This window comes from Kitasatospora sp. NPDC038210, from assembly GCF_055600605.1.
The window spans coordinates 70507-83695 of the sequence record NZ_JBVJYK010000026.1 but is presented as its reverse complement, the minus strand read 5'-3'; the positions used below and the strand labels follow the sequence as shown (position 1 = coordinate 83695).

Here is a 13189-nt window from a genome sequence, read left to right as displayed (position 1 = left end):
CATATACTGACGCAGGCTCAGATCAGCAAGGACGAAAGGACGGTCCACCGTGGGGCGACCTCCGGACCCCGCTCGACGGGAGGCCACACTGGCCCGGGCGACCGACTACGTGCTGGCGCACGGCCTCGCCGGGTTGAGCCTGCGGCCCCTGGCCGCCGCCCTCGACACCAGCCCGCGGATGCTGCTCTACGACTTCGGCAGCAAGCAGGAGCTGGTGTCCGCCGTCCTCGCCGAGGCCCGCCGCCGCGGCGCGATGCGGCTGGCCGGGCTCCCCCCGGCGCAGGCCGCCTCCCCGGAGGAGCACCTGCGCGGCATCTGGGCCTGGATCAGCGCACCGGAACGCGCCCCGTTCGTCCGGCTGTTCTTCGAGGTGCACGCCGACGGCCTGGTCCATCCCGAGAACTACCCGCACCAGGCCGAGGCGATCACGGACTGGTTCGACACCCTGGGCGCCGTGTTCCACGACGTCACGGCCGGCCCGAACGACACCGTCACCCCGACGCTGGTCATGGCCGTCATCCGCGGCCTCCTGTTCGACCTCACGACCACCGGCGACCGCCACCGCACCGACCGCGCCCTGGACCGCTTCTGCGACCTCCTCGGCCCCGCCCTCCGACAGTCAGGACCAGCAGGCACGTGACTCTCCGCAGCCGCCTGGAGTGCGGGGCCGGCTACGGCCCCGGCCGTCCGCCTCGCGCGGTCCGGCGGCGCAAGGCGGCAACGCTCCGGCGACACGAGGCGGCGAGGCGGCCGCAGCACAGGGGATCAGGGCAGGAGGACGGCCTTGCCCCGGTTGCGGTGGGCCTCCAGGTCGGCATGCGCCTGGGCGGCCTCCGCCAGGGGGTAGGTGCGCCAGATCGGCACGGTGAGCATTCCGGCGGCGGCCAGCTGCACCAGCTCCGGCAGTGACTCCCCACCCTGGCCGCCGGTGCCCGCGCTGAAGCGCACGCCGTGCTGCTGGGCGGACATGTCGGCGATGGTGATGACCTTGTCCGCATCGCCGGTCAGGGCGACGGAGTCGGCGAGCACGCCGGCGCCGGCGGCGTCGAAGACGAAGTCGACTCCGCCCGGGGCGGCGGCCTTCACCCGCTCCGCCCAGCCGTCGCCGTAGCGGACGGCGGTGGCGCCCAGCCCGGTGATGCGCTCGACGTCCTTCTCCCCGACCGTACCGATGACGGTGATGCCGCGGGCGACCGCCAGCTGCACCGCGATGTAGCCGACGCTTCCGGCGGCGCCGTGGATGAGCAGGGTCCGGCCCGCCTCGACGCCGAGCTGGTCGAGGACCCGATGTGCGGTCCGGCCGACCGTGACCAGCGAGGCGGCCACCTCCCACGACAGCTCCGCGGGCTTGGCCACCGGGTGTTCCAGCAGGGCGTACTCGCTGTAGCTGCCACCGGCGGTGGCACCGAGCACCTCGTCGCCGACGGCCGCACCGGCTCCGTCGCCGACGGCGTCGACGACACCGGCCGCGTCCACGCCCGGTGTCACCGGGAAGTCGGCGGGGGCGACCTTGGCCATCGTGCCGGAGCGGATCTTCAGGTCGAGCGGGTTCACGGAGGCGGCCTTGACCTTGATCCGGACCTGGCCCGGACCGGGCTGCGGCGTGGTGACCTCGGTCGGGCGCAGCACCTCGGGCGGGCCGTACTCGGAGAAGGTGATGGCAGTGGACATCGGGAACTCCCAGGTGGAGACGGGTTCGGAAGACGGATCGGACGGGATCGCCCTGACCCACTGTGCGGTCACCACGGCGGCCACGCCCGTGGCCGCGCCGGTGTGCCGCGCGCCGATCAGGCGCCGAGAGCCGGGTAGTCGGTGTAGCCCCGGTGGTCACCGCCGTAGAACGTGGCCGGATCCGGCGTGTTGAACGGTCCGCCGGCGGCCAGCCGGGCCGGCAGGTCCGGATTGGCCAGGAACAGCGCCCCGTAGGCGATCATGTCCGCGCTGCCGTCCTCGACCAGCTCCAGCGCCTCGGGCCCGGTGAAGGCGGGGTGGGTGAAGGGGTTCAGGACGAAGGTGCCCGGCCACGCCTTGCGCAGGCGAGCGGTCAGGTCGCGGTCCGGGCCCTCCAGCAGGTGCAGGTAGGCCAGGTCCAGGCCGGTCAGCCGCCCGATCAGCGCCTCGTACACCTCGGCCGGGTCGGCCTCCGCGATGTCGTTGTACGGGTTGCCGGGCGAGATCCGCAGACCCACCCGGTGGCCGCCGATCGCCTCGGCCACCGCGGTGACCACCTCGGCGGCGAATCGGATCCGGCCCTCGGTGTCGCCGCCCCAGGCGTCGGTGCGCAGGTTGGTGTTCGGCGCGAGGAACTGGTGGACCAGGTAGCCGTTGGCGCCGTGGATCTCCACGCCGTCGAACCCGGCCTCGACGGCGCGGGCGGCGGCGTCGGCGAAGTCCGCGACGGTCTGCCGGATCCCCGCCTCGCTCAGTTCCTCCGGCGTCACGTAGTCCTTCGGGCCCTCGTGGGTGAACACCTGCCCCTTGGCGGCCACCGCCGACGGCGCCACCGGCGCCAGGCCGTCGGGCAGCAGGCTGGGGTGGCCGATCCGGCCGGTGTGCATCAGCTGGGCGAAGATCACCCCGCCCTCACGGTGCACCGCGTCGGTCACCGTCCGCCACGCCGCCACCTGCCCGGCCGTGTGCAGACCGGGGGTGTCGGGGTAGCCCTGGCCGACCGGCGAGGGCTGGATGCCCTCGGTGACGATCAGCCCGGCGCCGGCGCGCTGCGCGTAGTACGTCGCCATCAGCTCCGTCGGCTCCGCGCCCGGCCCGTACGCGCGGCTGCGGGTCATCGGCGCCATGGCGATGCGGCTGGTCAGGGGCTTGCCGCCCAGAACGATCGGATCGAAAGCAGTGGTCATGATCTCTTCCCTACGTGAGGAGTGCCGGTGGCCTCGATGCATCCAACGTAACAGATACCTGCTCGAACAGGTAAGTGCCCGGGGAGCCACTCCTCCGCAGCCACCTGGCATCAGCCATGCGGACCCAACAGGGAACTTGCCGTACGAACGCAGGCGGATCAGCGAGGGAGCGCAGCCGCACGATAGAGTTAGCTGCCCGATCAGGAAGTGAGGAAGAGATGACCCAGTCCCCGAAGGCCGGGAAGGATCCCGCGGGATCCGCTCAGGGAGCCAGCGTTCCGCTGCCGGCCGCCGCCGCCGGCGGGCCCGTCAGCCACGCGATCTTCCGCCTCGCCCGCCTGCACCGCATGTACGCCGGACAGCTCCTGCGCCGCATCGGCCTGCACCCCGGCCAGGAGCTCGTCATGATGCACCTGTGGGAACTCGGCCCCCGGCGCCAGACCGACCTCGTGCGCCTGCTGGACTCCGACGCCGCCACCATGACCCGCACCGTCCAGCGCCTGGAGCAGGCCGGCTTCGTCCGCCGCCGCCCCGACCCCACCGACAAGCGCGCGTCGCTCATCGAACCCACGGCCGCCAGCCACGCCCTGCGCCGAGAGGTCGAACAGAGCTGGAGCACGCTCGAAGACCTCGTCACCTCCGGTCTGACCCCCGACGAGCGCGCGGAGGCCCTGCACACCCTGGAACGCCTGGAGCACAACCTCGTCGAGGCCGCCGACTCCGGGTGCGAGGAGACGGAGGAGCCTCAGTCGGGCCGCTCGGCCCAGCCGTAGCGGGCAGGGCTCACCAAGGAACGGTCTGGCCGAAGCGGTCCAGATAGGCCAGGCCGGGCGTGCCCAGTCGGGAGAGCAGGACGTCCACCAGCAGGGGGACGGTCTCGTCGATCGTGAACGGCGCGTCCGGACCGCCCAGGGCCGTGCGGATCCAGCCCGGCGCCATGAGGACGAAGGCGCGCCGCGTCCCGCTCTGCCGGGCCGCGAAGCTCCGCAGGAACATGTTCAGCGCTGCCTTGCTCCCCCGGTAGACCTCGCGGCCGCCGGCCGTGTTGTTCGTGATGCTGCCCTGTCCCGAGGACATCGCCCCGATCAGGCCCGCCGGTGGCACCAGGTCTTCGAGGGCTTCGATGGCGCGCATGGGGCCGAGCGCGTTGGTGACCATCACGTCGACGAAGTCGGCCGTCGGGACCGCCCCGACCGGCGTCCGCTCGTTGTTGGTGGTGCCCGCGTTGACGAAGAGCACGTCGAGTCGGCGGTGCGCCAGACGTTCGTGCAACAGCGGCAGGTGGCCGGGCTCGTTGAGGTCGAGATGCTCGACGGTCACCCGCCCGTCGGCCCGGTCCGCGAGTTCGTGCAGCGGCGTCCGGGCGGTGAGGTCGCGGACCGTACCGACGACCCTCCACCCCCGGTCGAGGAACTCCGCCGCCATCGCGTGGCCGAGGCCGCGCGAGGCCCCGACGATCAGGACGGTCGGTTGGTGCTGGTGTGCGGTGCCGTTCGATGACATGGGCGTCAACTCCGTTCCACGGGCGTCGTACTCCGTTCGGGTGTCGTCGGGACGCCGGGACCGCCACGGGGCGGCGCCCGTCGCTGCGGTCCCTCGACCCGTGCGCCCCGAATCCCGTTCGCCGCGAACCCCTGCGCCCTGAACCCCCTACGCCCCGAGTGTTTCCTCCGCACGGCACCGCGGGCGAGCCACGAGCGCTCGTTCGTAGGATTGCCGACATGCCGAGGGCACTCATGATGGAATCCGCTTCGCTGCAGCCTGATGATGTACGAATCATCCGGGCGCTGCAGATCGCTCCGCGGGCTTCGTTCGCCGCGATCGCGACCGCCCTCGGCCTGACCGAGGGGGCCGTCAACCGCCGCTACCGCCGGCTGCGCGCCGACGGTGTGATCCGCGTGGCCGGCGTGGTCAACCCGGGCGCCCTGGGGCAGAGCAGGTGGCTGGTGCGGCTGCGCTGCCGCCCCGGCAGCGGCCCGGCGATCGCCGACGCGCTCGCCGAGCGGGACGACGTCAACTGGGTGGCCCTGGGCGCGGCGGGCTGCGAGATCACCTGCGCGACGCAGTCCCGGACGCGGGAACAACGCGAGGACCTCCTGGGGCAGCGGCTTCCCCGCACGGCCGCGGTGGTCGACGTCAACGCCTTCGCCATGCTCCGTCAGTTCCTCGGCGGGCGCGGCCACTACTGGTCCGCCCTGGCGGGCACGCTGTCCCCGGAGGAGGAAGCAGCGCTGGGGAGTGGCGGGCCCCCGTTCACCGAGTCTCCGGTCGTCGCCCGCGAGCCGCTGCAGCTCACCCCCGAGGACGAGAAGATGCTCGATGCGCTCGCCGCGGACGGCCGCGCCGGTCTCGTCGACCTCGCCGCAGCCGCCGGTCTCACTCCGGGTCGCGTCTCGCGGCGTCTCGACACCCTGCTCCGGCGCCGCGTCGTGCACATCGACGTCGAGATCGCCGCAGCGGCCCTGGGCTACCACGCCCGCGCGAACCTCTGGCTCCGCGTGCACCCGTCGGCGGTGAAGAACGCCGGCCGCGCACTCGCGCAGGAACCCGGGATCGCCTTCGTCGCAGCCGTCTCCGGGCCCTGGAACATCCACGCCGTCGCACACTGCCGGGATCTCGACGAACTGTTCGAGTTCACGTCGGATCGCATCGGGTCCCTGGACGGCTTGCAGAGCATGGAGGTCTCACCCGTGCTGAAACACGTCAAACAAGCGGGCACCCGGCTCTTCGGCGATCGCCTCGTCGAGCCGCGCGGCGCTCGCGCCCGGCGCTGAGAGGACGGGCGCGACCGGCCGCTCGGCGGCGCGTCCGCCCCCGGTGGTGCCGAACGGCCCGGACAGGGGCGGGCCGTTCGACACCTGGCGGGGGGCACCGCCCGTCAGCCGGCGGACTCCGAACTATCCGACCGCTCCGGCGTGGTGGTGCCCGACGGCGGGATCAGGCGCCCCACACGGTCCAGAAGACGTCGGCGTTGTCGCCGCCGCCGCCCTGACGGACCGGGGCGAAGACGCCGCCGTCGGTGCCGTTCTCGTCATAGCTGTTGGAACCGACGTAGGGGTTGGCCCAGTGCAGCTGGACGTACTTGCCGTTGCGCCAGCTCTGCTGGCAGTTGTAGGACACGTACTGCACCAGGCCCTCGGTACCGGTCATGAACCCGTTGCTCTCGGACCCGAAGGTCTGGTCGGCGCCGTCCCCCAGCCCCAGGTACGGCTCCTGCGTCCAGATGCCGTGGGCCAGGGAGTAGTTGGTCCGGTAGAGCGTGCAGCCGGTCTTGTTGCTCAGGTGGACCGTGGTGCTCCGGGCGGCCTGGACGCCGGCCGGGGCGGGCTGGGCGGCCTTGACGGCGGCCGAAGCGGTGGCGGTGGCGGTGACCGGGGCGGCCTGGGCGGTGCCGGTGGCGATGGTGCCGAGCCCGATGGCGGCCACCGTGGCCAGCGCCGCGACGCGTGCGGAGATGCGCATGGTTTCCCTCGATTCCGTGTGTGTTCCGGTGGGCGGCGCGGGCCGTGTGCCTGCGCCGTGGTGAACGATCCGCCGCGCCGGGCGACAAGCGATGGACGGGCGGGACGGCTCGATGCGGCCCGTGCCGCCCACCGCGCGTCCATCGTTTGTCTACTGTCCACTGTCGTGGTGTTCCGGGACTTCGGGCGCCTCGGCGGCCGTCGGCGACCCGTCGGCCGTCGGGGTGGCCGTCCGCCGGTCCGGACGCGGGGGAATTCCGGCGGTTTTCGATCTGGCGGCCCGTCATGATTTCCGGAACGTCACTTCCGGCGATTTCCCGGGTGTGTGAATCGGCGAGTGCCGTGCCCGATTCCTGTTCCCTCCCCCCTCCGCCGCAGCCGGGCCCGCGGTTTCCCGGATCACCGGGGCGGAGGGCCGTTCATGCGGGGAGAGAACCGCTTTCCGGGGGACGGTACCGGGCGCCGGAGACGATCATTGTGCGCGAAAGCGGGCGGGTCGCGTCCGACTCCCAGTTGATCATCTGCAATGCTGTCCCCGTCCACCGTTCGCGGCTTTGAACGGCGGACATCCGCAGTACCGGGCAGTCAGCCCGGGAAGCCCACGGAGAGAACGGAACATCATGAAGCCATCCGTGCTTGTCGTGTCCACCGACCCCCAGGGGTCCGCCGTCGTCTGGGCGGAGCGCGTGGGCGACAACCTGCCCTTCGACTTCATGGCGGCGCACGACCACGCCGAACAGCTGATCCACCTCAAGAACACCGGCGCGAAGATCCACGTGATCGCCAACCAGAAGGGCGGCGTCGGCAAGACCACCACGACGGTCAACCTCGCGGCGTGCACGTTCGACGTGCTCGGCGAGAAGGACGAGTACCAGCACATCTTCATCGACACGCCGGGCACCCTGGCCGACGAGGAGATCCTGCGCCGGGCGCTGGAGATCGCGGACGACGTCCTGGTCCCGATGATCACCGAGCCGCTGTGCTTCGACCCGACGGCCCGGACCATCCAGAAGGTCATCGAGCCGATGGACATCCCCTTCCGGATCGTCGTCAACAACTGGGACCCGCGCGACGGCCGCGCCGACCTGGAGGACACCGAGGCGTACATCGCGGCGAAGGGCTGGCCCCGCGCCAAGACCGTCCTGCGCCGGTACAAGATCCACTCGCGGGCGGTGGCCGAGGGCACCGTCGTCACCCAGTACAAGGAGAGCGGCACCGCCTACCGGGCCCGCGAGGACTTCTTCCGCCTGTCCCTCGAACTCGGGTACGGGGGTCGCTGATGGCAGGCCGTCGTGTCTCCTTCGCCTCGATGGCCGCCGACCCGGTCGTCGACGCCCCGGGGGTGGAAAGCGGCAGCAGCGCCAACAACACCCCGGCCCGGTGGATCCCCACCGCCAACTGCCTCCCCAACCCGCGCAACCCCCGCGACGAGCTGGGCGACCTCTCCGACCTGGCGAGCATCAAGGACCGCCAGCTGCAGAGCTGCCTCGCCGTCACCCCGGCGGCCTACCTGCGCCTGTGGCCGGAGGACCGGCAGGTGCTCGGCGCGGGCCCGCAGGACGTGGTCGTCGTCAACGGCAACCGCCGTCGGGCCGCGGCGCAGCTGTACGGGCGTGAGCAGCTGCTCGTGGTCGTCGACGACTCGGTGGCCGAGTCCAAGGCGACCCTGCTGCGGGCGGCGCTCGACGAGAACATGGCGCGCAAGGACTTCGACCCGATCGAGGAGGCCAACGCGGTCCTGCTCATCGTGGCGCAGTACCCCACCGCCAAGGAGGCCGCCGAGGCCGAGGGCTGGTCCCAGAGCTGGATCTCGCACCGCAAGAACCTGCTGAAGCTCCACCCGGAGCTGCAGCGCCAGGTGCGGGCCAAGGCACGCGGCGAGGAGGGCGTCTCCATCAACGTCGCCCGGCGGCTGGGGTCGGTGAAGGGCATCGAGGAGATGTCCCTGGCCGAACAGACGGCGGAGCTGGACCAGTTGCTGCAGGCCGACGCCGACGCGGTGGCGCTCAAGCGGGCGGCGCGGCTGCAGGCGAAGGCGGGCGTCAAGGCCGCCCCGGCCGGCGTGCCGGCTCCGCAGCCGGTTCCGCAGTCGGCGGCCGCGTCGGCACCGGTCGCCGAGCCGGTCGCCGAAGCGGTCACCACACCCGCCGCGGTAGCCGCCCCGGTGCCCGCCCCGGCCGCTGCCGAGCCGGTCAGCCGACCGGCTGCGGAGGCCGCGCCGTCGGCGGCAGCCCAGGTGGCGCCGACGACGCCGACCGCGCCTCGGCCGGAACCTGCAGCCCCGGCGGCTCCGAAGGCGGCTCCGTCCGCGAGCGCCGAGCCCGCTTCGGGCACCGACCGATTTTCCGCGGAAAATTCCGACGCGGTCCCGATGCCGGAGCAGCGCGAGAAGCCGGCGGTCGCAGCCCCGCAGGCCGATCTGGGCGGTGTCGACTGGCACAACGTCGAGGAACTGGCGGACGCCATCTGCCGTACCCTCTCGGCCGACGAGGCCTACCGCCTCGCCGACGCCCTGGCGAACCGTCTGCTGACGACCAGCAGCTGACACACCCTGGTGTCCCGCTCCACCCGTTCGGGGTGGAGCGGGACACTGCTGTTTTCCGGTGTTCTCCGGGTCGGTCGTGGCCCGTCCGGGCCTGGTGGCCTACGCCGGCGGGGCCGGCGGTTCGGGAGTGTCGAGGGGCCAGGTGTCGCGGTCCTCGATGTGGTCGTAGACGGGGAGTTCGTCGGCCAGGACGTCGAAGTGGAGCAGCGGGGCCCACAGGGCGCGGTCGCCGACGACGTACAGGCGGCGCTTGGCGCGGCTGGCGGCGACGTTGAGGAGGTGGGGGGTGCCGGCCGCCCATGCGCGGGCGCCGCGGCGGCCGGCGCCGAGCAGCAGGATGACGACGTCGGCCTCCTTGCCCTGCGCCTTGTGGACCGTGGCGCAGCGTTCGTCGAGGTGTTCGGCGCTCCAGCCGGGGAGGGTACGGCAGGTGTCGCGGGCCTCCCGGACGAGGGCGCGGAAGGGGGCGATGATGCGGAGGCGGTCGACGCCGACCTCGTGCTGGTCGAGCCGGCGCAGCAGGAAGGTGAGGGCACGTCGGTCGCGTTCGCCCCAGGGGGCGTCGGCGGGGCGCCCGGGGTCGGGGGTGTCGAGCCAGCGGCTGGGCAGCAGGCCGTCGTGCTCGGGGTCGGGGAAGGGCTGCGGGTGGGTGCCGTACACCATCAGGCCGCCGTAGGCGACCTCGTTGCTGACGGTGAACATCGGCTCCTCGCAGCGGCGGTGGACGCGCAGCGGTGAGCCGACCCAGACGGTCTCGTCCTCGGCGCCGGTGGGCGCGGGCAGGTACGTGCCGTAGCGGTTGACCCGGTCCGCGACGGCCTGGGCGGAGGTGGCGGAGGGCAGCCACTCCTCGTCGACGCCGTGGGCGAGCAGCAGACGGCGCTGCAGGGCGCTGGGCATGGTGACGACGGGTTCGAGCTGCAGGGGGTCGCCGACGAGGACGGCGCGGCGGGCGCGCCACAGGGCGCCGACGGCGGCCTGAGGGGTGGCCTGGCCGGCCTCGTCGACGAGGACCCAGCCGAGGGAGCCGCGGCCGAGGCGGGCGAACATGCTGCCGATCGAGGAGAAGGTGGTGGAGACGACGGGGACGAGCAGGAAGAGGGTCTGCCAGGCGTGCAGGACCTGCTCGTCGGGGACGGGGCCGTTGGTGCCGGCCATGAGCTCCACCAGGACCTGGAGGTTGCTGCGGATCCGCTTGGCGGTGTTGGCGACGAAGGCGCGGTGCAGGTCGAGGGCGCGCAGGAACAGGTCGCTGCGGGCGGTGCTCCAGGCCTCGTCGGCCCAGGGGGCGCCGAGTTCCTGCTCGGGGTCGTCGAGGTGGAGCCAGTCCAGCGGCAGGGAGGGGAGGGTCTCGGCGGCCTCGCGCAGGGAGCGGTGGGCGGCGTCGACGCGGGCGACGGCGCTCTCCAGCTCCTGCAGGGCCGTGCGGGCGTCCTGTTGGGCCCGCTGGAGGGCTTCGTGGGCGGCGGACTCCTCGATGAGGGCGGCCCGCTCCAGCGCTCGGGCGAAGTCGGCAGCCGTGGCGGCCGCGGTGACGTCGGTGGTCGAGCGGGTGCGCAGCTCGGCAGCGGCCTGCTCCTCGGCGCGCACGCAGCGGGCGATGTGGCCGTTGGCGTCCGCCAGGGCGGTGTGCTGCTCGACGAGCAGGGCGAGGAGTTCGGCCTGGCTGCGTTCGCGGTGCTGCTCGGCGGCCTGGCGCTCGGCCTCGCTCCGGAGCATGCGGCGCAGCCCGGCGCGCAGGCCCGACTGTGCGGTGGGGGGCTCGTCGTGGAGGGCCGTGAGGGTGTCGACCTGGCGGCGGTGCTGGTCGGCGCGTTCGCGGGCGACGGCCAGGACGCTCCGGGCTTCTTCGAGGGCCTGGCGGGCCCGGGAGACGCCCCGGTCGGCGGCCTCGTGGGCGGCTTCGGCGGTGCGGACGGCGCTCGCCCCGGTCTCGACGGCCGTGGCGGCGGCGTCGGAGCGGGTCCGGGCGGCGGCCACCTGGTCGTCGGCGCGGGCGACGGCGGCGCGCAGGGCGTCGAGGTCGGCGTCGAGCCGGTCGGACCGGGTGGCCGCCAGCGCGGTGGCGAGGCGGGCGCGTTCGGCGCGCAGGCGTTCCACCTCGGCCTGGGCGGCCTGGAAGGCGGCGACGGCCTCGGGCCAGGACGGGACGGGCTCGGCGGGGGCGGCGGGGGGCGCTGTCACGGTCGCCGGGGCCGTGGCCGAAGCCGTGCGGCGGTCGCGCGGGGTGCGGGCGGCGGTCCTGGGCGCGCTCGGCGGGACCCAGTCGCCGAGGACGGCGTTCATGCCGCGCACCGGCGGGAGGCCGGCGGCGGTGCGGACGGCGTTCTCGTCCTCGGGCAGGCGGCCCCACCAGAAGCGCTCGGTGAACCGCGTGCGGTTGGTCTTGTTGCCGAGGACGGCGGCCACCAGCCCCCAGGCGGGCGCACCGCCGAGCAGGGCGGAGGCGAGGTCGGAGAAGTGGTCGGGGCCGCCGTGCCAGTGCTCGTCGAGGGCGGTGGCGCCAGGCAGTTCGGCGGTGATGTTCTCCACCGCGCCGTTGTTGGAGGAGGTGACGACGATCTCGCGGCCGGTGAGCCGTGGGTCGAGGGCGGAGACGAAGCGCGTGTGGACGCCCTGGCGGTCCTTGCCGCGCCAGGCGCGGCCGACGAACGCCTCCTCGGGCCGCCGGTAGCCGGCCAGCACGGCGGCGCGCTCGACCACGAGGGCGGCGACCAGGTCGCGCAGCATGGTGGTCTTGCCGGTGCCGGGCGGGCCGTTGACGGAGAACAGGCCGCCGGCGTCCGGGGCCGGGGTGGTGGCCGTCGTCCCGGTGGCGCGGTCGGCAAGCATGCGGTTGACCGCGAACTGCTGGCTGAGCGCGAGGGGGTAGCGCGCCTTGGCCGGCCAGCGCCCGGCGGGGACGAGCGCCGGGTCGACGCCTTCGAGGACGGTGAGGCGGTCCACGAGCAGGTCGGTGCGGGCGGCGACCGGGATGTCCTGGCGAGCGGTCAGATAGGCCTCCAGGGCGGGGCCGAGGCCCTCGCCGCCGCTGTCGGCGAGCGCCGCGCCGACCCGGGCGAGGTCGGGCGGGAGGAAGCTGTTGAGGAACGGCTGCGGGGCGACGGCCTTGGCCTTCGGATCGCGCGGGAGGCGCACCAGCCGGCTCTGCACCCGGATCACGCGCGGGTCGAGGTGCTCCTCGACACCGCACAGGTGGGCGATCTGGGCGGTCAGCGCGACGAGGTCGGCGAGTTCGACCGGGCGCGCGCCGGTGTCCTCGTCGGTCCCGTCCGGACCGTCGGGCCCATCAGGCCCATCGGGCCGGTCGGGGGAAACGGGCGCAACGGTGGTGGGCGAGCCGGCCGGTGACGGCACCTCGGCGGACGGCTGCGGCGCGGGCGCGGCCCCCGGCCCCTCGGCGTCCTGCCGTCCCGTCCGGCGGGCCGCCGACCACTCGGCGACGCGCCGCACCAGCGGCTCCGTCGCCCCCTGCACGGCGGCCCCGGCGACCTCGCCGAACAGCGCCCCGACCGCTGCCACCGCCGCCCCGCCCAGGACCTCCGCGAGCAACTGCCGCCAGCCGCCCGTCGGTTCGGCCCCCTCTCCGCCGGCCCCCGCACGTCCGGGCACCGTGCCGCCCACCGGCCGGGACAGCAGCGGGTTCGGCAGCGAGTACGGCAGGGGGTTCGGCAGCAGCCGGGGCCCCGGCGCGTACCGGATCGGCGCGGCGGCCAGCTGACCCACCGCCACCTCGAACGCCTCGCCCAACTCCTCGAAGCCGTCCAGCCACCCGGGCGTCGACGGCCCGGGGTCGAAGAGCCGCCCCGTCGCCCAGGCGCACGCGGAGACCACCGAGGTCTCCTCGACCGGCCGCCCGTGCTCGTCCAGGACCAGCGCGAACATCGCGCTGCGGCCCGACAGCTTCAGCTCCTCCTGCGGCACCCCCGGATCGGGGTCGGTGCCCGCCGGCAGCACGGCGATCATCGCCTGGCGCAGCCGCTCCACCTCGAAGACCCCGCCGTACACCTCGTGCCGCCACACCATCCCGCGCGGCGCACGCCTGGCCGCCGTCTCCGGGTGCTCCGGCGACCAGGGCAGCAGCGCCGCCGCCTGGCCCGCGGCCGGCGTGACGTCGACGACGACCGGGTCCGAGGCCCGGGGCCGGCCCGCGCGGCGCTTGCGCGGCACCTCGGGGATCGACGGCGGGCTGAACAGCTCGATCGCCCGCCAGCACTCCAGCAGGTTCCCCGCCCGCCGGCCCCGCCCGTCCCCGCTCCCCACCCGTCGCCCCCTCGCGTCGAACCTGCTGCGCGCAGCCGCTTCGTGTGCCGTCAGCCGGCGGC

10 protein-coding genes are annotated in these 13189 nt (G+C 73.9%); 5 read left to right on the top strand and 5 right to left on the bottom strand.

Going from position 1 to position 13189, the window contains the following annotated elements; all coding sequences use genetic code 11:
• The first annotated feature begins 49 nt into the window (after positions 1-49).
• A complete protein-coding gene (locus ACZ7KX_RS35140; protein ID WP_470330045.1) occupies positions 50-640 on the top strand; it encodes a TetR family transcriptional regulator in 591 nt (196 codons plus the stop codon).
• 125 nt (positions 641-765) lie between these two features.
• Here the strand turns inward: ACZ7KX_RS35140 and ACZ7KX_RS35135 are convergent, their stop codons facing one another.
• On the bottom strand, positions 766-1671 hold the full coding sequence (locus ACZ7KX_RS35135) for an NADP-dependent oxidoreductase (RefSeq protein WP_470330044.1): 906 nt from the start codon (positions 1669-1671) through the stop codon (positions 766-768).
• A gap of 116 nt (positions 1672-1787) precedes the next feature.
• Positions 1788-2858, bottom strand: coding sequence for an alkene reductase (locus tag ACZ7KX_RS35130; RefSeq protein ID WP_470330043.1), 1071 nt, complete (start codon positions 2856-2858; stop codon positions 1788-1790).
• A gap of 218 nt (positions 2859-3076) precedes the next feature.
• On the opposite strand from ACZ7KX_RS35130, the gene ACZ7KX_RS35125 reads away from it, so the two are divergent.
• Positions 3077-3631: a MarR family winged helix-turn-helix transcriptional regulator gene (locus ACZ7KX_RS35125; RefSeq protein ID WP_470330042.1), complete on the top strand. Its 555-nt coding sequence runs from the start codon at positions 3077-3079 to the stop codon at positions 3629-3631.
• A gap of 10 nt (positions 3632-3641) precedes the next feature.
• Here ACZ7KX_RS35125 and ACZ7KX_RS35120 read toward each other — a convergent pair whose 3' ends face one another.
• Entirely contained in the window at positions 3642-4361 is a 720-nt protein-coding gene (locus tag ACZ7KX_RS35120; RefSeq protein ID WP_470330041.1) for an SDR family NAD(P)-dependent oxidoreductase, read from the bottom strand.
• A gap of 218 nt (positions 4362-4579) precedes the next feature.
• Between ACZ7KX_RS35120 and ACZ7KX_RS35115 the strand changes: the two genes are divergently transcribed.
• A complete protein-coding gene (locus ACZ7KX_RS35115) occupies positions 4580-5632 on the top strand; it encodes an Lrp/AsnC family transcriptional regulator (RefSeq protein WP_470330040.1) in 1053 nt (350 codons plus the stop codon).
• 163 nt (positions 5633-5795) lie between these two features.
• Here ACZ7KX_RS35115 and ACZ7KX_RS35110 read toward each other — a convergent pair whose 3' ends face one another.
• Positions 5796-6320: a hypothetical protein gene (locus ACZ7KX_RS35110; protein WP_470330039.1), complete on the bottom strand. Its 525-nt coding sequence runs from the start codon at positions 6318-6320 to the stop codon at positions 5796-5798.
• A gap of 631 nt (positions 6321-6951) precedes the next feature.
• Here ACZ7KX_RS35110 and ACZ7KX_RS35105 point away from each other — a divergent pair.
• Both ACZ7KX_RS35105 and ACZ7KX_RS35100 read left to right on the top strand, forming a co-directional pair.
• Positions 6952-7599: a ParA family protein gene (locus ACZ7KX_RS35105; protein WP_470330038.1), complete on the top strand. Its 648-nt coding sequence runs from the start codon at positions 6952-6954 to the stop codon at positions 7597-7599.
• Complete coding sequence (locus tag ACZ7KX_RS35100) at positions 7599-8864, top strand: ParB/RepB/Spo0J family partition protein (protein ID WP_470330037.1); 1266 nt, start codon at positions 7599-7601, stop codon at positions 8862-8864. Before ACZ7KX_RS35105 ends, ACZ7KX_RS35100 begins: the two co-directional genes overlap by 1 nt.
• A 99-nt stretch (positions 8865-8963) precedes the next feature.
• On the opposite strand, the gene ACZ7KX_RS35095 is transcribed toward ACZ7KX_RS35100, so the two are convergent.
• Entirely contained in the window at positions 8964-13127 is a 4164-nt protein-coding gene (locus tag ACZ7KX_RS35095; protein WP_470330036.1) for an AAA domain-containing protein, read from the bottom strand.
• Between the last annotated feature and the right edge of the window lie 62 nt (positions 13128-13189).

Excerpts from the sequence above, each read along its gene's own strand:
- ACZ7KX_RS35125 (WP_470330042.1), top strand. The coding sequence starts at position 3,077 with ATGACCCAGTCCCCGAAGGCCGGGAAGGATCCCGCGGGATCCGCTCAG.
- ACZ7KX_RS35110 (WP_470330039.1), bottom strand. The coding sequence starts at position 6,320 with ATGCGCATCTCCGCACGCGTCGCGGCGCTGGCCACGGTGGCCGCCATC.
- ACZ7KX_RS35120 (WP_470330041.1), bottom strand. The coding sequence starts at position 4,361 with ATGTCATCGAACGGCACCGCACACCAGCACCAACCGACCGTCCTGATC.
- ACZ7KX_RS35130 (WP_470330043.1), bottom strand. The coding sequence starts at position 2,858 with ATGACCACTGCTTTCGATCCGATCGTTCTGGGCGGCAAGCCCCTGACC.
- ACZ7KX_RS35115 (WP_470330040.1), top strand. The coding sequence starts at position 4,580 with ATGCCGAGGGCACTCATGATGGAATCCGCTTCGCTGCAGCCTGATGAT.
- ACZ7KX_RS35100 (WP_470330037.1), top strand. The coding sequence starts at position 7,599 with ATGGCAGGCCGTCGTGTCTCCTTCGCCTCGATGGCCGCCGACCCGGTC.
- ACZ7KX_RS35135 (WP_470330044.1), bottom strand. The coding sequence starts at position 1,671 with ATGTCCACTGCCATCACCTTCTCCGAGTACGGCCCGCCCGAGGTGCTG.